Origin of the sequence: Fibrella aquatica, assembly GCF_041321135.1 — a bacterium.
Taxonomy (GTDB): Bacteria; Bacteroidota; Bacteroidia; order Cytophagales; family Spirosomataceae; genus Fibrella; species Fibrella aquatica.
Genome location: NZ_JBGGWF010000004.1, coordinates 443,370 through 462,394 on the forward strand (window position 1 = coordinate 443,370; position 19,025 = coordinate 462,394).

The 19,025-nt window shown below is 49.5% G+C and carries 21 protein-coding genes; 13 read left to right on the forward strand and 8 right to left on the reverse strand.

Annotated elements, in window-relative coordinates:
- Positions 1-115: 115 nt before the first annotated feature.
- Positions 116-1,681 carry a RagB/SusD family nutrient uptake outer membrane protein gene (locus tag ACAW87_RS12610; RefSeq protein ID WP_370723750.1) on the reverse strand — a complete coding sequence of 522 codons (1,566 nt, stop codon included), beginning with the start codon at positions 1,679-1,681 and terminating at the stop codon, positions 116-118.
- A gap of 29 nt (positions 1,682-1,710) precedes the next feature.
- A complete protein-coding gene (locus ACAW87_RS12615; protein WP_370723751.1) occupies positions 1,711-4,869 on the reverse strand; it encodes a SusC/RagA family TonB-linked outer membrane protein in 3,159 nt (1,052 codons plus the stop codon).
- A gap of 307 nt (positions 4,870-5,176) precedes the next feature.
- On the opposite strand from ACAW87_RS12615, the gene ACAW87_RS12620 reads away from it, so the two are divergent.
- Together ACAW87_RS12620 and ACAW87_RS12625 are read left to right on the forward strand one after the other, a co-directional pair.
- Positions 5,177-5,713 carry a pyridoxamine 5'-phosphate oxidase family protein gene (locus tag ACAW87_RS12620; RefSeq protein WP_370723752.1) on the forward strand — a complete coding sequence of 179 codons (537 nt, stop codon included), beginning with the start codon at positions 5,177-5,179 and terminating at the stop codon, positions 5,711-5,713.
- A 307-nt stretch (positions 5,714-6,020) separates the two neighbouring features.
- The gene (locus tag ACAW87_RS12625) at positions 6,021-6,929 is read left to right on the forward strand and encodes a poly(ethylene terephthalate) hydrolase family protein (protein WP_370723753.1); all 909 of its coding nucleotides are present in this window, start codon (positions 6,021-6,023) and stop codon (positions 6,927-6,929) included.
- A 299-nt stretch (positions 6,930-7,228) separates the two neighbouring features.
- Here ACAW87_RS12625 and ACAW87_RS12630 read toward each other — a convergent pair whose 3' ends face one another.
- Positions 7,229-8,182 carry a glycoside hydrolase family 43 protein gene (locus ACAW87_RS12630; protein WP_370723754.1) on the reverse strand — a complete coding sequence of 318 codons (954 nt, stop codon included), beginning with the start codon at positions 8,180-8,182 and terminating at the stop codon, positions 7,229-7,231.
- Between the two features lie 427 nt (positions 8,183-8,609).
- Entirely contained in the window at positions 8,610-8,984 is a 375-nt protein-coding gene (locus ACAW87_RS12635; RefSeq protein ID WP_370723755.1) for a hypothetical protein, read from the reverse strand.
- Positions 8,985-9,156: 172 nt separating this feature from the next.
- On the opposite strand from ACAW87_RS12635, the gene ACAW87_RS12640 reads away from it, so the two are divergent.
- Positions 9,157-10,038, forward strand: a complete 882-nt coding sequence (locus tag ACAW87_RS12640) for an ATP-grasp domain-containing protein (RefSeq protein ID WP_370723756.1) — start codon at positions 9,157-9,159, stop codon at positions 10,036-10,038.
- A gap of 58 nt (positions 10,039-10,096) precedes the next feature.
- On the opposite strand, the gene ACAW87_RS12645 is transcribed toward ACAW87_RS12640, so the two are convergent.
- From ACAW87_RS12645 to ACAW87_RS12660, 4 genes are all read right to left on the reverse strand, one after another.
- Positions 10,097-11,731 carry an SEC-C domain-containing protein gene (locus ACAW87_RS12645; protein WP_370723757.1) on the reverse strand — a complete coding sequence of 545 codons (1,635 nt, stop codon included), beginning with the start codon at positions 11,729-11,731 and terminating at the stop codon, positions 10,097-10,099.
- Between the two features lie 533 nt (positions 11,732-12,264).
- Positions 12,265-12,843: a hypothetical protein gene (locus tag ACAW87_RS12650; RefSeq protein WP_370723758.1), complete on the reverse strand. Its 579-nt coding sequence runs from the start codon at positions 12,841-12,843 to the stop codon at positions 12,265-12,267.
- A gap of 13 nt (positions 12,844-12,856) precedes the next feature.
- Positions 12,857-13,093 carry a hypothetical protein gene (locus tag ACAW87_RS12655; protein WP_370723759.1) on the reverse strand — a complete coding sequence of 79 codons (237 nt, stop codon included), beginning with the start codon at positions 13,091-13,093 and terminating at the stop codon, positions 12,857-12,859.
- A gap of 239 nt (positions 13,094-13,332) precedes the next feature.
- On the reverse strand, positions 13,333-13,653 hold the full coding sequence (locus ACAW87_RS12660; RefSeq protein WP_370723760.1) for a helix-turn-helix domain-containing protein: 321 nt from the start codon (positions 13,651-13,653) through the stop codon (positions 13,333-13,335).
- 120 nt (positions 13,654-13,773) lie between these two features.
- On the opposite strand from ACAW87_RS12660, the gene ACAW87_RS12665 reads away from it, so the two are divergent.
- The 10 genes from ACAW87_RS12665 (at position 13,774) to ACAW87_RS12710 (ending at position 18,791) form a co-directional block, all read left to right on the forward strand.
- Positions 13,774-14,091 (forward strand): hypothetical protein, encoded by a 318-nt coding sequence (locus tag ACAW87_RS12665; protein ID WP_370723761.1) that lies wholly within the window; start codon positions 13,774-13,776, stop codon positions 14,089-14,091.
- 71 nt (positions 14,092-14,162) lie between these two features.
- Positions 14,163-14,681, forward strand: coding sequence for a hypothetical protein (locus ACAW87_RS12670; RefSeq protein ID WP_370723762.1), 519 nt, complete (start codon positions 14,163-14,165; stop codon positions 14,679-14,681).
- An 84-nt stretch (positions 14,682-14,765) separates the two neighbouring features.
- Positions 14,766-14,957: a hypothetical protein gene (locus ACAW87_RS12675; RefSeq protein WP_370723763.1), complete on the forward strand. Its 192-nt coding sequence runs from the start codon at positions 14,766-14,768 to the stop codon at positions 14,955-14,957.
- Positions 14,954-15,232, forward strand: a complete 279-nt coding sequence (locus ACAW87_RS12680) for a hypothetical protein (RefSeq protein WP_370723764.1) — start codon at positions 14,954-14,956, stop codon at positions 15,230-15,232. Before ACAW87_RS12675 ends, ACAW87_RS12680 begins: the two co-directional genes overlap by 4 nt.
- A 94-nt stretch (positions 15,233-15,326) precedes the next feature.
- On the forward strand, positions 15,327-15,461 hold the full coding sequence (locus ACAW87_RS12685; RefSeq protein WP_370723765.1) for a hypothetical protein: 135 nt from the start codon (positions 15,327-15,329) through the stop codon (positions 15,459-15,461).
- A 20-nt stretch (positions 15,462-15,481) separates the two neighbouring features.
- Complete coding sequence (locus ACAW87_RS12690) at positions 15,482-16,033, forward strand: hypothetical protein (RefSeq protein WP_370723766.1); 552 nt, start codon at positions 15,482-15,484, stop codon at positions 16,031-16,033.
- Between the two features lie 96 nt (positions 16,034-16,129).
- On the forward strand, positions 16,130-16,447 hold the full coding sequence (locus ACAW87_RS12695; RefSeq protein ID WP_370723767.1) for a hypothetical protein: 318 nt from the start codon (positions 16,130-16,132) through the stop codon (positions 16,445-16,447).
- Positions 16,448-16,449: 2 nt separating this feature from the next.
- Positions 16,450-16,881, forward strand: a complete 432-nt coding sequence (locus ACAW87_RS12700; protein ID WP_370723768.1) for a hypothetical protein — start codon at positions 16,450-16,452, stop codon at positions 16,879-16,881.
- A gap of 30 nt (positions 16,882-16,911) precedes the next feature.
- Positions 16,912-17,376 (forward strand): hypothetical protein, encoded by a 465-nt coding sequence (locus ACAW87_RS12705; protein WP_370723769.1) that lies wholly within the window; start codon positions 16,912-16,914, stop codon positions 17,374-17,376.
- Positions 17,376-18,791 (forward strand): DUF3987 domain-containing protein, encoded by a 1,416-nt coding sequence (locus ACAW87_RS12710; protein ID WP_370723770.1) that lies wholly within the window; start codon positions 17,376-17,378, stop codon positions 18,789-18,791. Before ACAW87_RS12705 ends, ACAW87_RS12710 begins: the two co-directional genes overlap by 1 nt.
- Positions 18,792-19,025: the final 234 nt, after the last annotated feature.

Sequence of the window (19,025 nt, forward strand, 5' to 3'; positions counted from 1 at the left end):
TTATTAAGGTGTTTCAGATAAAAGCGAAGGTACAAAAAAACCCCGACAGCCTATTGCTATCGGGGTTTTACAAGGCGTGACCAGATGATCAACACCGATTAAGACATCAGTACCCTTAGTTAGGATAACCGGGGTTTTGTGGCTTCAGCTGCGGGTTGTTCAGCATTTCCTGACGAGGCAGCGGCAACAGCAAATGCTTCTGCTCCAGCGCCTTGTTGGTACTCAGGTTCACGTGACCCACGAAATTATCGAACCCTTTGGTTGTCTCGTTAAACACTTTCCGAAGCCTAACCATATCAAACCAGGTAAGCTGCTCGTAACACAGTTCGTGCCAGCGCTCGCGCCATACAGCCTCGCGGAAGGTGTTCTGCGAGTAAGCGCCCAGTGCCGGTGTGGTGAGCTTCGCCCGATCCCGAATACGCTTCAGGGCATCGTAGGCCGCCTGCGTAGGCGCACCCAGTTCGTTCTGTGCTTCAGCGTACAAGAGCAACGTTTCGGCATACCGAATCTGCGGCACATTCAGGTTGTTCAACCGGGTGCCGGCTACGCCCTGCGTACCATTGGCCGTGCGGTTAAAGTGCTTGAACACATAAGGAGCACCCAGATTGAAGCGCGCGCCGGTACCATTGGTGAAATAGGTAGTGTAGAAATAACCCTCCTGATCTTTGGTCCGCAGATCGCCCGTTTCGTATGAGTTGTAAAACGAAGCCGTTGGTACCGAGCTTCCCGTTCCGGTTGGACCGTTGTAATTGATAGGCTTGAAGTTACCGTAGAAATTGTCCATCGGGTTCGACGCTACCACGGCGTTGTACTGCAACATGAACAGGTGCTCGACCCGGTTTTCCTGACTTTCGCGGTGTACATCTTCGTAGGTCGTAAACAGGTTAATCACCGACGGATTGGCGTTGGCATACGTAACCACCTCAAACGCTTTGTCGGCTGCCAGCTTGTAGTGGGCCGCGCCTTTGTTCAGCGGGAAACCCGCCATGGTCAGGTACACTTTCGACAGCTGCGTTTTCACCGCCGCCAGGTTAACCCGACCACTCACATCCATCCAGGGCAAACCAGCCGCTTCGGCCGCTTTCAGATCCTCGACGATCAGGTTATACACCTCTTCCTGCGAGGCACGGGGCGGGTTGAAATCAGGAGCCGTAGCGTCGGGCTGTGGTTTGGTAACGAGCGGCACATCACCCCATAGCCGAACCGCCGTGAAATAAGCCCAGGCTCTCAGAAAACGCGCTTCACCAAGAATTTTCGTCTTTTGCGCCTCGTCCATTGGCGTGATACCAGGCACCCGATCGAGCAACTGATTGGCCTGCGCAATAACGCGGTAGAGGCCGTTCCAGTAGTTTACCACATGCACCGTATTGCCATCGTGCGACAGGCTATACAGGTTGTTCAGGTCAGAATTTTGGGCTGTTTCGGTGGTCGACGTACCTGTCATCGCCTCTAGCAGTTGCCAGTTGTTAGAGAAGATGTTGGCCCCATCGCCGATGAAGCGCATGCTGGCGTAAACCGACACCAGGGCTGCTTCGGCATGGTCAGGAATGGTATAAAAGCTATCGGCTGTAAGGTTAGACGGAGCCATCTCGTCCAGAAAATTAGTACAACCAACGGGGCCGAACAGCAGCGTTCCGCCCAGCATCGCTTTAAATAAGGTATTTCGTAGGGTAATTCGCATGATAATGTGAGTTGAGGTCAGCGTGCTGATTAAAGGCCGATTTGCAAACCGAGCAGGAATGTCGACGGTTTGGGGTAGTTGTGCCAGATCATTCCCTGAGAGAAGGCGCTGTTGCCATCACCCTGGTTGGTAGGCGTCACTTCGGGGTCGCCAACGATTGGGTCTTTCACGAGCAGGAATATGTTCTGCGCCGTAGCGTAGAAGCGCAGCCGGTTCAATTTCAGCCGGTTGGTCACCTCGGCAGGCATGGTGTAGCCGATCAGGAAGTTACGGCCACGCAGGAACGAGCCGTCTTTGATCCAGTGCGAATCTACGTTGGTCACGTACCCGGCGCGGGTTTCCCGAATCTGGGCAATCGGCGTATTCTGGTTCTGTGGCGTCCAGGCGTTCAGCACCGACGTGTAGCTGTTGGCCAATGCCTGCCGGTCTTCGCTGGCGTGCAGGTTCATCAGCATCACATCGTTGCCGTACATGAACTGCAACTCGATGGTGGCATCGAATTTCTTGAATCGGAAGCTGTTGGTCAACGCACCCCATCCTTTCGGGCTACCGTTACCGATAATGCTCCGGTCGGCGTCGTTGATCACTTTGTCGCCGTTTACGTCCAGGTACTTGATATCGCCCGGCAGCAGGGTCAGGTTATTCCGGTAGCTGGTGAATTTAGACGCTTCTTCGCGCTCGGCCTCGCTCCACGTTCCCAGTCGGGTCAGCCCCCAGAATGAACCAACCGCTTCGCCAACCCGAATAATGTTGGTGGGGTTGGTGAAGTTCGGACCGCCTACGTTAAAGATGTCGGATGGCGTGGCCAGCGAAAGCACCTTGTTACGGTTCAGCGAAATGTTGAACGTCGTGTTCCAGGTGAAATCGCCCCGGTCGATGTTGACCGTGTTCAGGCCTAATTCGAAACCGGCGTTCTGCATCGTACCCACGTTCCGGCGAATGGTGCCGTACCCACTGGTGCGCGCCACGGGTGCGTCGAGCAGCATATCCGACGTTAAGCGGTAATAGTAGTCTGCTTCCAGCGATACGCGCCCTTTGAACAGGCCAATCTCCAGACCAATGTCGGCCTGTGCGGTTTTTTCCCACCGCAAATCGGGGTTAGCCAGCCGGTCGATGCCTGTTCCGCCGAAACGGGTGTCGTTGTAGATGGCCGAGTAGTTCGAGCTAAGCAGGGCCAGCGATGAGTAGGGCGGAATCTCCGAGTTACCCGTCAGGCCATAGCTGGTACGGAATTTCAGGTTTGAAATGGTCTGGTTGCCTTTCAGGAAGTCTTCTTCCGATACGCGCCAGGCGAAAGCGGCCGAGGGGAAGAACGCAAACTTGTGGTTAGCTCCGAATTTCGACGATCCGTCGGCGCGGCCCGTTACCGTAAACAGGTACTTATCGAGCAGGCTGTAGTTGACCCGACCGAAGTACGAGTTAAACGCAAACCGTGATGCACCCGACGTTACCTGCGGATTGGTAGCACCGGCACCCAGGTTGTTGAAGCCGAAGTAATCGGTGGCAAAGTTGTTGACCGTAGCGCCAATGCTGAAGATATTGGTCTCCTGCCACGACAGACCCAGCAAGGCGGTGAGGTTACTTTTCTCACTAAGCTGCTTATTGTAGGTCAGGTAATTTTCCAGCGACCAGAAGCTTTCTTTCCGGTTTCTGGCGGCGGCATTCCCAAAGTTACCCGGATTCAGCGTTCTGGTTTGTGACTCGTTGTTTTCCTGCGTCAATACATTCACGCCAAGTACGGTTCTCATTTCCAGTCCTTTGGCAATGCTGATGTTTGAATACAGGCTACCTAGCGTTGTTTGCGAGTTCAGAATATAACGGCGGTCCATCAGCCGATGTACCGAACTGAACGACCCCTCGGCACTTGGGTAGTCCCGGTTGCTGGCGTATGCACCGTTGTCGTATTTCACGGGCAGGAACGGAAAATCTTCCACGATCTGCCGGGGTACGGCATCATTGATATCCACCAGGTTTTCAGTCTGGTTGTTGTAGCTCAGCGTTCCGCCTACTTTCAGCCATTTCTTCACCTGATCATCGATGGTGAAGCGGCTCGAATACCGTTTCATGTACGATGTTTTGATCAGGCCTTCGTCGTTGCGGTAACCCAGCGACAACGAATACTGGGTACGTTCGTTACCCCCGCTGAAACCCAGTTGGTGGTTCTGCGACAGTTTATTCTGCGTGGTTTCTTTAAACCAATCGGTATCGTAGAGCGGATTCAGGTTGCTGTCGAACACACCCGGATGGGCCGCGCTGAACTGACGGCGACGCGCCACCGGGTCCAGGTTGGTGTATTTACCAGCCGCCCAGCCAACCGGGTCGAACTTGGCAATGTTGGCATAGGCCAGATCTTCGGTAGCCAGGTATTCGCGGGCATTCAGCACCTGCGGCCGGTTTGGTCCAATGGTGTTCACGCTAAAGTCGGCGTTGTAGGTAATCTGTCCTTCGCCCGCTTTGCCTTTTTTGGTCGTTACCAGAATAACCCCGTTGGCACCGCGTGCTCCGTAGATAGCCGTAGACGACGCATCTTTCAACACCTCGACCGACACAATATCGTTGGGGTTGATGAAATCGATGGCCGAGCTGAACTGGTTTTGGTTGCCCTGCGGCAGCATCACCCCATCGACCACGTAAAGCGGATTGTTGGACGAATTGATCGAGCTGAAACCCCGGATACGAACGGTAGTACGACCACCCGGACGGCCCGAGTTAGTGTTTACCTGCACGCCCGGCATCCGTCCCGACAGCGCCTGATTGAGCGACGGTGAAGGACGCTCCATCAGTTGTGATTGTTTCACACTGGCCACCGCCCCGGTAAGATCTGATTTACGGGTCGTGCCATAGCCGATAACCACCACCTCATCGAGGGCCTTATCGTCGTTCAGCAGCGAGAGGTTAATGGCCGTTTGGTTGCCAACCGCTACTTCCTGAGCTACGTAGCCAACGTACGAGAAAACGAGTGTGGCATTGCCATTGGGAACAAGCAGATTGTAGTTTCCCTGGGCATCGGTGGATGTTCCCTGCGTGGTGCCTTTTACCACAACGCTAACGCCGGGCAAAGCAGATCCCTGCTCATCTTTGATCTGACCGGTGATTCGCCGATCCTGGGCCATGACTCCGGCACATAGCAGCCAACTCAGCAGCAGCGTAGTGACCACGTACCCAACTCGTTGTAAAGGGTTCTTCATGATAGTTGATTAGATAGGTTAACGATAGATTAGGGTAAACCCTAACGATTAAGCCCTGATAAGGGGTGCCGTTACTACTTCTAATCAAAAAATGAGAACAAATAATATAGGAAAATGTCAATTTAGACACTAAACATATGACTATAACTACTTAATTAAATTATTTTAATAACTGGCTATCAACAGGTTGCCATCGTAGATATACCCTATGAAAAAATGTTGATCGTATAAACATATACCGATTGACGAGGTTTATCCAGCATCATTCGATACCGCTGGAAACGCCAGCCACTCAACGCCCAATCATATGGATAGCATCAATCGCAATCAGCCCGAAGAGAATCACAAGGACCTGCAACGTACCCAGGCCGGTAAGAAAATCAAGGAGTTGGCCACCAAAACGAATACCTGCTTCTTCTGCACGCAAATCAGAGCGGGACAGCCGTTGACGGTTCGCCCAATGTCGGCGCAAAAAGTGGATGAGCAGGGCAACTTCTGGTTCCTGAGTGCCAACGACAGCCATAAAAATCAGGAAATACAGTCGGATAATCACGTTCAGCTCCTGTTCCAGGGCTCGGCTCACTCTGATTTCCTGAGCATTTACGGAGAAGCAACGATCTCCACCGATAAGGAGCTGATCAAGGAGTTGTGGGAGCCGATACTCAAAACGTGGTTTACGGAAGGTGTCGATGACCCTCGGATAACCGTCATCAAGGTCGAAACCACAGAAGGCTATTACTGGGACAACAAGCACGGCGATGCCGTAGCCCTCCTGAAAATGGCTGCCGGTGCCGTGCTGGGCAAAACGCTGGATGATTCCATTGAAGGCACGTTGACGGTTTAGGTGCGGACACCGCAGGTGATCTGTAAAAGAGTTTTTCTACTAACGGAGGGCCGGGCTTACTGCATCGGCCCTCCGTCGTTTCAGGAAGATTACCCCTGTATGCATACAGGGTGGGTACGTCCTACTCTTCGTGAAATTCTGTTTTTAGCGCCCGGCTGTATAGTATCAATCGCGATTGATCTTCTTTCAAAACCACCAGGGAACGAACTCGTCAGGACTGCCTTTTACCACAAAGCCAACGTCCGCCTGTTATCGGTCAATAGCCGGCACTGGTCTGCATAAACCTTTATTCCTAAAGACACTCTTTATGAGACTTTTAACCGGCCTGCTAATAGCCACTATTTCGCTTGGCACCTACCAATTTAGCTATGCCCAGACCGTGTCTACCACTACTCAACCGGCGTCGAGGGTGGTGGAAGATGGCGGAAGTGGCCCTTATAGCGCCCTGATGATCAGCGAAGCTTCCTTGCCAACCCATACCGTCTTTCGCCCCAAAGACCTGAGCGCCTTTACCAAAAAAAATAAGCTACCCATCATTGCCTGGGGTAATGGCGCGTGCGCTAATTCGCCCTGGGAACACGTCAATTTTTTGTCTGAGGTAGCCTCACACGGTTTTCTGGTGGTCGCCATTGGACCCATGCCCCGGGAGGGCGAAAAAGGTAGTGGCAAATCGACCTCGTCTCAGTTGCTGGATGCCATCAATTGGGCAACGGCTCAAAACGCAGACAAGCAAAGTCCCTACTACAATAAACTGGATGTGGCTAAGATCGCCGTAAGCGGTATGTCGTGCGGTGGTCTGCAAACCCTTGAAGTAGCTGGTGACCCGCGCGTCAGCACCGTGGTGGTGTGTAACAGTGGCATTTTAGGCAATCCCGCCAGCGGCATGAGTGGCATGCCCAGCCTGACCAAAGACCAGCTGGGCAAACTGCATACACCAACCCTGTATATGCTGGGCGGTGAGAAAGACATTGCCTACAACAACGGCATGGACGACTACAAACGCATTAACCACGTGCCGGTGTTTATGGCTAACATGGACGTTGGCCACGGGGGCACCTACCGCCAGCCGCACGGGGGTGAATTTGCCAAAGTGGCCACCGCCTGGTACCAGTGGCAGCTCAAAGGCGACCGCGCTGCCGGTAAGCTCTTTACCGGTGAACCTGCCGGACTAGCGCAGAACCCGACCTGGCGGGTGGAGAAGAAAAAGATGCCTTAGTCAAAAAGGGCGCTTTTCAGTGAGGCTTCGCGCTCAACTCAGTCTTATTCATTGACGCGAATTAGGATGCGTTTTAGCTAAGGTTGCTTCGCGCTATAGGCTTCGCGCCCCGGGCCCTTCGACAGGCTCAGGGTGACAAGCACACTCAAGCCAGTGATCAACGTACCTGAGTGTCCTGTCACCCTGAGCCTGTCGAAGGGCCTAGCGTCAGCAACCTTAGATAGAACTCATTCATAGCTTACAATAATAGTTATGCTTGCGCCGGACCGCTCCAACGACAAGTCTGTTAGGTAAGCCGCCTAAGGCTTATACAACGTACCCACAACCAGCTTGTCACCTGAGAAATCTACTTCAATGAGTTTAGGAATCCGTATGGTACGGCCGTTGCTGCTTCTATGGCTGTGAAGGGCCATCAACCACTTGCCATCCAGTGTGCGAAACAGCATACCATGGCCGTAATTCGGTGGCGTTATCGGGTCTTTTTCCTGCAACCAGGGGCCATCGAGCGTGCCGCTTTTCGAATAGGCAACCCCTTGCGTATAGACATCGTAGATCCAGCTGGTCCAGATCATACCCAGCCGACCGGTTCCGGTCTGGAATAGATACGGGCCATCGGTCACTTTATTCGGGCCCTCCTTACCATTCTCTTTCTGTCGGCTCCAAGGACTGTCGCTAGCTCGGAAAAGTAGCTTACCCTCCCCTACCGATCCGCTCAAATCAGGCTTGAGTTCAATTTTCTCGATAGTGCCGTTCAGGTTTTGCAGCCATTCGTAACAGTACACCATGTAGGGTTTCCCGTCTTTATCCACCCAGAACGTGCCATCCAACGTTGGTTTGTTGGCAGGCAGGTACGTAGGATCGGCCATGGGTACGTAGGGGCCCTCGGGGCTATCGCTGACTAACACATGACTAGCCCGCCGTTCGATGACATTCTCGCCGACGGTATCAATTTTTACCGCCCGATTGGTGAAGGTGGCAAAGTAGTAGTACTTGCCCTTGTAGGCGTGTAATTCGGCGGCCCAAATCATCGGATTCTTCCCCATCCAGGAGTCAGGGTCGGTCTTGACCGGGTTGAACGGACCAGTCCATTTTTTCAGGTTGCTGCTTTTCCACAGCATACCTCCGGTGCCGGTCATGTAGTACGTCGAAGTCTTTTTATCCGCCAAAATAAACGGGTCGCTCAGCCGAATCGAATCCAGCGGAATGTCCTGCCTGACTGGCTGCACTCTATTTTGCGCGAAAACAGCGGTCATGCTACTAATTAGCAAAGCTGCGAGTACTATTACTCTTCTAACCATTCTCGGTTTGTATTCTATCTTTTTGCTGTATCCTGACTAAGAGCCTGCTACAGCCTTATCAATGATGAAAAGCGTAGCCAATATTGATGTTACTGTTATGAAAGGAAAGTATCAAAGATTAGCCTTTCTGATTTCCTGAGCGTTTATGGCGTAGCGACCATTTCGACCCATAAGAAGTTAATCGAAGAGCTCTGGGGTCTATCATGAAAACGTGGCTCTCAGAAGGCGTTAATGATCAATGAATCACCAGCGTCAAAATCGAAATAAAGGAAGGCTATTATTGGGATAGTCAATATGGTGATGCCGGAGCCCTATTAAAAATGGCTGTAGACTCAAGAAACTTAATCCAACATCGAACTGTGCCTGAATCAATCTTACCCATCTATGCAGTCATGTATTGTTCTCGGACCTGCGTCTCTTTGGGCAATTCAAAATTTGCTTTAACAGTCTCTATGTCAATAAATTGACTATTTCTGAGTTGTTTGGTAAGAAAAGGCTTATGTACCCACCCGTATTGCCTGAGCTCCTTTATCACTCGCTGTTCAGATAACGTCAATAGGTTATCAAAGTAGTCGGCGATAACCAGTCGGGCCATGTCAGTAGCCTCCCGCTCATCGTTGCCATAAGCCGAGAGGTTTAGTGAGGGAAAATAAATGATCGTATGATCTCCATCAGGAAAAACTAATGCCCTTAACCCGGTATGGACATCTTTCTTACGAAGATCAAGCGTCAAAAACTCTTCCTGTCTACTTTCCACCTTTACCTATGATTATATGTGACCGTGCAATGATGATGTATTATAACAAATTTTGCTCGATATAAAGCTTAAGTTCTCCACCCGCTAACAAAAAAGAAAGGAATCTGCTATAGGCATCCTTCCTCCTTTCTAATAACTTTCTTTTGGTGGAGATTCGGCCTTTGCTGTTGATATGTTGGGCTTGCCTATTGCGGTCAAACAGCTTACCGGCTCTCAAGGTAGCGGCGTATCTATCTTGGACTCATTACTATCAGTCAAGACCATATTAGAGAGCTTCTACAAGGCTAATGTGCCAGTGAAGATGCAACGCTTCATCAAATCGGCAAGTGGGCCTACAGGTAGCGTTAACGACATCCGTGCTATTGTGGTCGGCAATGAGGTTGTATCTGTGATGGAACAGGGGGCAAGTGGTGGGGACTTCCGCGCCAACTTATCGCAAGGGGGCAAAGCAGCAAAGATTAGGCTCAGCGAAGATGAGAAAAAAGTGTGTATCAATGCGGCCAAAGCTTTAGGGCTTGAATTCGCAGGTGTAGACTTAATGCGTGAAGCAGGTAAGAAACACGGTGAAACTAACTCTTGCTATGTAACCGAAGTAAATGGCAATCCGGGAACTGGCATAATTGACATAACCGGACATAACCACTTTACTGATCTGGTGAAGTTTATCGCTGATCGTAAAGCAACGAAGGTAAAGAATGCCAATGCCGCCAGTACTGCCGATACTCAAGCAAACGCGTTAAGTTCATACCCTGCCGACATGATACATGCAAACATGACGCCTCAACAAGTGTCCGATTCATACATCAGCTTGTTGTTGAACGATGCAAAGCCTAATAAAATAGAGGCTCAAGAAGCCATAGCCGGAGAAATTTTAGACAAGGCCCGCCCATCAGAACAGCCAGTCATAGACTCTTTACAGTCGTGCGAGTTACAAACTTATGCGCTTGAAAGATTTGGGAAATCTCAATCGACAAAGATTGAAGTTATACAGCCATCTTTTTTGAGCGAAGCTTCAGCTCAAGCACTTGACATATTCAAAAGAATAGGAAGGTAAATGATTGAAGAAGGGAGAGCTACACTATTTATGAAATTGTAGCATATCCCTTCTTTATTTATTTAATAGAGTCACTTTGAATTCCCATTTTTGAGGAACAACATTCCACGTATCTTTTTCCGCTACCGCACAGACATAGAACATTTCTAACATCATCTAACTTTTCTTCCATTAAGTTTTTTCGTTCAAAAAACGATTTATAATATAATGTAGTCACGTAATTAAGATAAGTGAAATCTACAAATGCTATATCTTTTTTTAAAGGATTCAATCCTTTCTTAATATAATAACCTAAAAAACTCAGTTCAGAATCCGCATAATAATTACGACAATTTTTTATTCTCTTTATAAGATAATCAACCACCTTCTCTGGCGTTTTTAACAGTTTACATATCAATTCTAAATCTGGAATATTAAGAGCAATTGCAAATTCAGAATGTTTATCATAGAGCATAATTTGTGTCGCGTGAACTATTGCAGGAAAATAATCTAACACAAGGCATACTATGTAAGCCTTCTTTATATTCTTTATTTTACCACCTATATCTTTATCATCGCAGCTAAAACCATACTCTGCTGCATCTAAAATACTGTTTTTGCTTGTTACACCCTGAAGATAAGCACTTTCAATAGCCTTTTCAAAATCGTTATGAATGCTATCAATGTTGCCTTGTTTGGAAAGAGTTGTTAGCTTTTTTGATTTTACCTGAAATATTAATCCAACATTTTTATGTATAACCAAAAGGTCAATATCTGTAATATCTTTAGACTTGTTTTTAAATATTTTAACACCTCTATATACGTTTTTAACACCGAATACATTGTTTAAAATCGAATATGTTATTGTCTCACCTATTACGCCCCTATTAGCAAGACTTAAACTCGCATATGATTTATCTTTAGTCATCCAGTAAAACGGTGATTCATATAGAGCTTCAGCTACAAGAAGAGGAACGGATATGAAGTACCTACCATCCCTCAATTTTATAATTGGTCTTTCTAAAAATGGATTATAATCGCCTATATCATTAAGTTCAGTAACTATGCGACTGTCGTAAGAAGTGCTTATATTATTCAGTATTGCTTCAAATTCAATATCGCCCTGAACTATTTCATCATAAGTTAAAGAGAAAAGCCCTATTAAGTCTAACGGATTAGTTAAATTTCTTCTATACAGAATATCATTAAGTTTGTTATGAAACTTGGTATGAATAGCATTAAAGAACTTATTCATTGATTTTGGAGAAAACCCCTTATTATTCTTTAGCCAGACTCCATCTAGAGCATATTTATCTACCGAAAGTTTAGCGTATTGAGAATCAAATGCACCAGCACCACTATAAAAAAATGCCTCTTTAAATACTTCTCCATTTTCTGTATATGATTTAGGTCGGTTCAAATTTGCAAATGCACTCTTGTAAGTATTGTGAAGAGCAGACATTAGACCACATGTTTCATCTAATATTTTATGGTAATTATAAGAACCTTGCTCAAATACTGGTTTGCAATTTTTCAACCATAATCCTGTTAGAAATTTGTATTCATTATAATTCAAAGTTTCGTATGGGTTTGCTTTTAAAATCCCTATATCTGTCTGACAAAAATCTCGGTAGTTTATTATAGCTAAAATCTGTATAAACCTATAGTCAGAAGTTATTAAATTCAAGTGCTCAGTTATCTGACTCCTTTCCATGACTGGTAGATTAAGTTGTATCAATCCGTAATAGACAAAAGTTATTAAAACCTAGATAGATTTATCTGCTGATAATGGGCCAATCGGTGGCATTTTTAATAAATGCCACCTACAAAAAACCCCGAAATTGAGCCAATTTCGGGGTTTTAGACGCTTTTTGTGGAGACGCAGGGATTTGAACCATTAATGGACTACCCCAAAAAAGGCTTTTAAAGCATTGTAGAGGCACTTTTACCCCTCTGTAGCTTGCCATTTGCGAGCGTTTCCTAACCATTCCTTACACAGAAACTAATTAATTGATTATCAAACGAATAAGAATTTATACCAAGCGGTGGCAACATCGCTAGCTTTGGTTGATTAAGCTTCATTTCAGAACTTGCTGATAGTTCACCATCAATCAAAATTTGAACATGGAGTCAAAAAGAAACACTCGGCTTCAACTCGACTTCGAGTCTTTATTCTTTGTGTATTACTCCGCTTCTCAACTGGGCTTCTATTGGTGTAATGAGAAGTCTGAGTACAGGCTTATTCATTTATTCTTCTGCCTCATCACTTTCTTCTACATTCTTTATCGACTTTTTAGGTAGGTCGATCGGATAGAACTGATGCGCCAGTCGTTTATTCAACGTCCCATTAAGAACACTGATGCTTAGGTCCTCCCTCGCTTTTTCGGCGAAGGCGGCAATCAAGTCGTAGAGTTCGTCATGAGAATCAAGCGGAATGGTTGTATGTATATGGTGATGGACCGTTATGTGCCGAATGCATCGTCCCAGTACCTCATCAAGATGGGTTAACAGGGGCTCTGGCAACAGGATCAGATTTTTGTAGTAGAGCCGTTTTAGCGCAAAAGCTTTTGGGAAGTATTCGGCGAAGTACGGCTTAGAGTCAATTAGCCATTGCTCTGCAGACTGTTCATAAAACTGAAAGTAGTTAAGGAAGCTAAAAACGTCCTCGTAATACATCCCAAGTTCCTCAATAATCTCCTTATAGGCTCCGAGCTTTTGCTCAAAAATTTTCTCCTGAAACTGTTTTTTGTTCTCCCGCCAGTAGACCAGAATACCACTTAGCAAAAAGGATAAAACAGCCAGGATGATCAGGGCTATATCTTTCATAAAGGCCTGAATCTTACTCTAACAAGGTAGCCGAGAGTCCTAGTTGTTGAGCCAGTGTCAAGCGGCTCGATCCGGTTTTGGCCATATGCCTTAGAATGGCTATTTCGGTCACTCCTGACTTACTGTCTTTCCGCATCACGACCAGTCCATTAGCCAATCCTAGAATGTTCTCTCGGGTGAGGGGGGTTTTGTGCCGACGAAGTACGAGTTCAACTAGTGGCTTAATTACCTCTTGGCGAGGATTTCCCACAAACGCCACAGACATTATTTCATAAGGATTGTCTGGTGCGGCAGTGACTGGCTTAGCTTCTAGCCTGACAACTAAGCATGACAAAATGACAAACGCATAAAATAGGGCGTACTTCTGTTTCATTTTGATGCATTTTTTTTGTAGATCATCTTGGTTTACAGGCTATAAAGCGTGAAAAGAATCGAAATTGCGACACTATTAATCGATGAGCTAAGAAGGAGTAGGGCTCGTATGAGCACCTAGACCTTTTGTCTAGACAGCTCCTTCTTCTGGTAGGAGATCAATTCATTCTGTAAATCGAGAAGCTGGTCTTTCTCGATTAAGGTATATCCTTTGGGAATAGTCTCCCCCTCCTCAACTCCGTCAAGCAGATAAGCCGCTGTAGTGGCAAGCAATTGGGCGATTCGTTTCAAGTCAGAAACCGACGGCTCTGTTTTATCAAGCTCCCATTTAGAAATCGTCTGTTTCCCACTGCGAAGTCCAAGCTGTTCTGCGAGATCACTTTGACTAAGACCAGCTGCCTCTCTCTTTTCTTTAATTCTTCCTCCTAGGGTACCCATTTAAAAAAGGTAGTTCTTACAGTTGACTTGTAATACTCTGAACATTACTTTTACATCGTAAGTATCACAAAGAAATACATACACTGTAAATGTAGTCTACTGACATTATCCGGGCAACCCATGAGCAACGCGAATAAACAAACGGTCTACCCAGACCCCCTGACGGTCGAGCACTGGCGTGAACGGCTACGTAAGCTGATACCGAAGAAGATGACGCTCAAGAACCTGGCTGAGCGTATTGCCAGCGAGGATAAGTATTTCGAGGGGCTGACTGGCTACTCGCGGCTGACCAACATTGTCAACTCGCGCGGCGGGTTACAAGCTACCAACCGGCTGGTACTGCTCCTGGAGCGGCTGGATCTAAAAGTGGAGTCTCGCCAGGAAGAACCGGCTACCCCGAAGGTATTTAAACGTCAGAAATTCAATCTTTTAGATTGATACCTATCCCTGTACGCTTTCTATTACTTCACTGCGTCTGCCTGCCAAGCGGGCTTATATCCACCAGTTATATGCACACAAAAGAGAGTTTCGACGAATCGGTCAAGCGTCTTGTAGCCCAGCTCACAGCTTACAACGGTGAGCGACCCTCCCATACGATCAGCGAAACAGAGAACACTTTTGCCGGGCGAGTGAATGCCCGTACTATCAAGCTAGTGAGTCCCGAACTTGACCTGGGACTGCTGCTGAATGCGGACCTTTTAAGGGTTGACTATAACCTCACCATTACTGACTTGAGCGTCAATCGGAAGGGAGCGAACCTAGTGGCCCGCGTAGTGGCCAGAGAAATCACCGAACAAGCCCGCGTAGTCGATTCGGTGAGCGGTGATCTGCGGGCATTGAGTCGCCAAATGCCAGGCATTATCCAGGTTTGGCTGACCCAGTTACTGACAATTATCAACGAAGGTGGCGGGTTGGAGGCGGCTTCCCAGGCGGTGGATGTGCTGGAGGAGCTTAAAATGAAGGCTGATCCTATCGTAGCTCCCATCTCTGACCGCTTGAAGCGCCAGCGCCTGAAGCCACCTGTCTGACCATAAAAGCTTACCCAGTTTATTTTTCACAAAAAACCCGGCCTGTTGGAAGCAGGCCGGGGGCACTAAACAGAGTAAATCAGAATGCAAACGTACACAAAAAATGGCTTCACCCGCCACGAGTGGGTGCGCCTGTATCAGACCTGCGCGGCCCTGCGCCTCCAGGCTAACCTTCGGGGAAACGTCCTGCTATCCTTTTTCTGCACCTGGCTGATGAGCCAGTTTCATGCTATGATTAAAGGCCATCTACTAACCTCAAAACCAGTAAACCAATGAGCATTGAGCAGCAAAACACAGCAACTGAGTTACAGGCCATCCTTGATAAGCTGACCGAAAATATGAATGTCCTGGCTCTTGTGCAGCAGGATTGGGAGGAGGGCAAGAAAGTGAAATTAATTCTCCGGCAGGAAGTCGATCAGGGCAAGGGCGTCGGCCTGGCCTTCACCTGTGAAGAGGACGGCTCGTTTCTGATCAGCACGCCTTTGTACATGCTCATCGAGGAAACTCAGAAACGGATCGATAGGAAGCGGAGTCAGCTCGCCGCGCTATGATCGGCTGATTAACGATTGGATTGGGGGTGGTTGTTACCATCCCCTTCCTCCTAAAAAAAAGGCACAACCCGCTCGACGCCCACCCCGCCCGCTCATGAACGTACCTAAGCCCATCCCGCCCCGGCGTGAGCCCGAGCCACTAAGCGCGGTGAATCGACGCCTTCTAATCGGCCGTCACATCCGGGCCTCTGTGCAGGCAGCCCGTAACCGCAAACAACCCGGCTTTTAGCCCCTTAACTACTTGATCTTATGACTATTCGCATAGACAATACGTTGCTCAAAGTTACTTCCTTGGCTCTGCTGGTCGATGAGCTTAAGGCCTGCAATCGTGACGATCTACAGATACTGGCTATGCCGATTCCCGAGCATCCGGCCAGAGCGTTTGTCTTAACCCTCTCAGCGCCGGTGCTTGCCCTAACCCCACTGTTTGTTGAGCAGTTGAAACGCCTCGATCTGATGCTGCTCAATGTTACGTCCCGTCGGTCAGGGAGTAACTGTGTGATTGACTACATGCTAGTTGATCTCTCCCCCGTAGCAGTTAGCGCTTCTGGCCAACCACAGGGGCTAATCACCGACATGCACAAATTGAAAGAAGGCAGGGACAAGATCTTCATTATCATGAATCGCTTTCTGAACGGAGAACAAATTAACACAACGTTCGCCCTGGCAGATCAGCACCAGAACGTGGCAATAAATAGCTCGCTGAAATATCGACTCTTGGTAGGCGATCTGATCGTAGCGATCCTGGGCGATATCGACAAGGAAACCGCGCGCATTCGAGACCAGATGGACGGACTATGAACAGCCTGGCCACCTTCATCATACTCATCATCGTGGCCTCCTTCCTGATTCCCCACCTGAAGGAGGCCCTCAAAAATCCCCTAGACAAGCATTTCAATGACTAGTTTCCCCACTCCCCACATGGAAGCCGTCGATCCTACCCTTCAGGACGTTGCCCAGGATGCCCTCCACTGGCTACACCTGGATGAATGCAGCTGTGAGCTGCGCCAAACCGTAGAGGAACCCCGGCTCGACGGCATCAGCAAGCGCAGTCACCGCACGCTGGGCTCGATTCACTACGATGAAAAAGCCGGGCAGTATACCAGCTTCGCCGATCTGGGCGGGGCAACTCCCGTCCCCGTCCGGCCCCGCTTTGAGCTGGTCATGGCCCAGCATGATCTGATCACCTTTCTGCACCAAACTGTCCGCCTGTAGCCATGAATCTATTTCGTCAAGCCTTTACCCGCTTCGTTGCCCGCAATATTGTGACCACCGGCCCGGTAACTACGCCCATCGCCCCCGTCCTGCTGGCAGGAAACACAGGCTGGGAAACTCACTTTGTCAATACCCAGGCCGTGGCCACCCTGCGCCGCCTCATCAATCAGGATATGCTCCGCTGGCTGGATCATCAGGACACGTACGCGCCCCCGCATTTGCTGGAGCGGGCTGATCAGATCCTGCCCGAACACTTCGGCATTGTCATCCTGACCCACGAGCAGTGGGTGCGGCTGACGTACGTGCTGGTCACCTACCAGATTGTACAGGAGCAGCTGGGGGCCATGTCCCTGCTGGATGATCTGGACCCGGTGACCATCCTGGCCCACCTGGCCAACCTGCGGCAGGTGCCCCGCTTTCCGCTGGCCCGTTAACCCACTACTAACCTAACCGCTTCACCAAGTATGAATCCAAGTAGCGTTTTAAATCCAAAGCGTCAGGCCTTTGCCGACGCCCAGCAGGAGCTAGTTCCCCTCCTGGAACAGGGCCCTATTGACCCGGCTACTGTCGAGGAGGTCATCAACCGGGCCGTCGAGCTGATCGAGGGCCTGGAGGTAGCCGCCGCCACGCCCAAAAACGTATATGGTCCCCGGTATGAGACCACCAACCAGCAGTACAATCAGCCCACGGGCGATTTCATTCAACACCAGATCGTTGCCCCCCGGTCGGTGCAGCATCACACCACCGAGGTCAATGTACCTATCGAGCGTTTCTACCGGCTCTCTACCAACCTGATCATCTCAACGAGCGGTCAGTTTCTCTTCCGGCCGGAGACCAGGGAGCTCTACACGCCCGCCGCCGCCCTTACTCTGACCGAGACGGAGGCCATCCGGCTTGAGGCTTTTCTTCACAACGACTATAACTGTTGATGCGCCAGTACAACCCCAATATCGGTACTGGCTACAGAAAGCCAGCCGGACCTCAACCAGGCGAACCCAACGCCTATGCGTCACTGGTGACTGATGACGACCTGGAAGCGGAGACCAAGAAACGCCGGGCGGGCCTGGTTTTCCCCCTGGACGTGTTTCCCGACCGGCTCAAACCGCTGATCGCCCAGCTGGTAGACAATATGCACGGTGAGCGGGCTTTTATTGGCCTTTCCTTGTTGCAATGTGCCTCGGCCGCTATCGGCTCGGCCCTGCGAGCTCAGACTCCTTCCCGGTGGCAGGTGTGCCTGAGCATGTGGGGAGCCACGGTGGGTATCAGTAGTTCCGGTAAGTCCATGATCCAGGGCGTATTGCTGCGTCCTTTGCACAAGATCCAGGACGAGTACAACCGGTTGTACCTGGATGAATGCCGGGCAGCCGCCGCTGAGAATTCGGACAAATTTCCCAACCAGAAGGTGTTGCTGTTTTCCGATATCACCTTCGAGTCGCTCATCAAAGACGTTTTCGGCCACAATTTCAAGGGCGTCGTTCGCTATGAAGACGAGCTGCTCAAGTGGCTCGATGACATGGATCGCTACAAGACGGGCAAGTCCGAAGCCTCGTTCTGGACCTCAGCCTGGTCGCCTTCTTCCTCGTTTTCCATGCGCCGGGCGGGTAACAAGTTTACCTACATCGACAAGAACCACCTGGTAGCCTCGGTGATGGGCTCCACCCAGCCCGACGTGCTCTACCGGTTTTACGAGCAGAACCGGCTACAGACGGGCTACATCTTCCGTATGCTATTTGCCTTCGCAGAGACCGACCGGGTGATCTCCCCCAACCTGACCTATAGCCTGCCTGATGAGGTCATTGAGCCGTATATCCAGATGATCCAGCGGCTGCACAACGAGCTGCGCATGGACTGGCCCGACTCCGAACCCCAGGTAGTGACCATGCACGTGGAGGGGGTGAAGCTGTTTCAGGAATGGCAGGATAAGCACACCCGGCAGATCAACCGGATGGAGAGTCTAACGGACCGCAACGTACTGGGGGGCATTTTCGGAAAGATCAAGGAGTACGTGCTGCGCATATCGCTCATTCTGGCGGCGATGGACTGGACCTTCGCCTACGGCACGCTGGGCAGCGTGAAGGGCTTCGGCATCAAGGTCGACTACGTAGCCGCTGCCCTGCGGGTATGCGAGTACTTCATGGCCAGCGGCTTTGAAGCCTATCAGGTAGCCAAAAACAAGGTCATGGTTCCGCCCGAAGTACTGGAATTTGCGGCCCTGCTCAAAGCCCACAATTACAACCAGACCGAGATGGGCAGGCACCTGAACGTGTCCCGGCAGGCGATTAACCGCAAGCTCCACGACTACATGGACAAGTACCCCGGCGCGTTCGGAGCCCGTAATTTCTAGGCGATTGTGGTGCGTGTTGACATGTTGACACGTTTTAGTGCAATTTTAACCTTAACTCATTGATAATCAATGTCAACACGTGTCAACATCTGTCAACATTTTGCCGTTTTTGAAGTGGTTAACTCCTTGATTATCAGTAGTAGCATAGCAACCCGCTCATGTTGACACAGGTTGACACGGTGTCAACCTATGTCAACACACCACAGTTGACACACCCCCTTTGATAATCAAGGA

Bases quoted from the DNA above. Each gene is read 5' to 3' on its own strand.
- ACAW87_RS12610 (WP_370723750.1), bottom strand. From the start codon at position 1,681: ATGCGAATTACCCTACGAAATACCTTATTTAAAGCGATGCTGGGCGGA.
- ACAW87_RS12615 (WP_370723751.1), bottom strand. From the start codon at position 4,869: ATGAAGAACCCTTTACAACGAGTTGGGTACGTGGTCACTACGCTGCTG.
- ACAW87_RS12620 (WP_370723752.1), top strand. From the start codon at position 5,177: ATGGATAGCATCAATCGCAATCAGCCCGAAGAGAATCACAAGGACCTG.
- ACAW87_RS12625 (WP_370723753.1), top strand. From the start codon at position 6,021: ATGAGACTTTTAACCGGCCTGCTAATAGCCACTATTTCGCTTGGCACC.
- ACAW87_RS12630 (WP_370723754.1), bottom strand. From the start codon at position 8,182: ATGACCGCTGTTTTCGCGCAAAATAGAGTGCAGCCAGTCAGGCAGGAC.
- ACAW87_RS12640 (WP_370723756.1), top strand. From the start codon at position 9,157: ATGTTGGGCTTGCCTATTGCGGTCAAACAGCTTACCGGCTCTCAAGGT.
- ACAW87_RS12645 (WP_370723757.1), bottom strand. From the start codon at position 11,731: ATGGAAAGGAGTCAGATAACTGAGCACTTGAATTTAATAACTTCTGAC.
- ACAW87_RS12650 (WP_370723758.1), bottom strand. From the start codon at position 12,843: ATGAAAGATATAGCCCTGATCATCCTGGCTGTTTTATCCTTTTTGCTA.
- ACAW87_RS12660 (WP_370723760.1), bottom strand. From the start codon at position 13,653: ATGGGTACCCTAGGAGGAAGAATTAAAGAAAAGAGAGAGGCAGCTGGT.
- ACAW87_RS12665 (WP_370723761.1), top strand. From the start codon at position 13,774: ATGAGCAACGCGAATAAACAAACGGTCTACCCAGACCCCCTGACGGTC.
- ACAW87_RS12670 (WP_370723762.1), top strand. From the start codon at position 14,163: ATGCACACAAAAGAGAGTTTCGACGAATCGGTCAAGCGTCTTGTAGCC.
- ACAW87_RS12675 (WP_370723763.1), top strand. From the start codon at position 14,766: ATGCAAACGTACACAAAAAATGGCTTCACCCGCCACGAGTGGGTGCGC.
- ACAW87_RS12680 (WP_370723764.1), top strand. From the start codon at position 14,954: ATGAGCATTGAGCAGCAAAACACAGCAACTGAGTTACAGGCCATCCTT.
- ACAW87_RS12685 (WP_370723765.1), top strand. From the start codon at position 15,327: ATGAACGTACCTAAGCCCATCCCGCCCCGGCGTGAGCCCGAGCCACTA.
- ACAW87_RS12690 (WP_370723766.1), top strand. From the start codon at position 15,482: ATGACTATTCGCATAGACAATACGTTGCTCAAAGTTACTTCCTTGGCT.
- ACAW87_RS12695 (WP_370723767.1), top strand. From the start codon at position 16,130: ATGACTAGTTTCCCCACTCCCCACATGGAAGCCGTCGATCCTACCCTT.
- ACAW87_RS12700 (WP_370723768.1), top strand. From the start codon at position 16,450: ATGAATCTATTTCGTCAAGCCTTTACCCGCTTCGTTGCCCGCAATATT.
- ACAW87_RS12705 (WP_370723769.1), top strand. From the start codon at position 16,912: ATGAATCCAAGTAGCGTTTTAAATCCAAAGCGTCAGGCCTTTGCCGAC.
- ACAW87_RS12710 (WP_370723770.1), top strand. From the start codon at position 17,376: ATGCGCCAGTACAACCCCAATATCGGTACTGGCTACAGAAAGCCAGCC.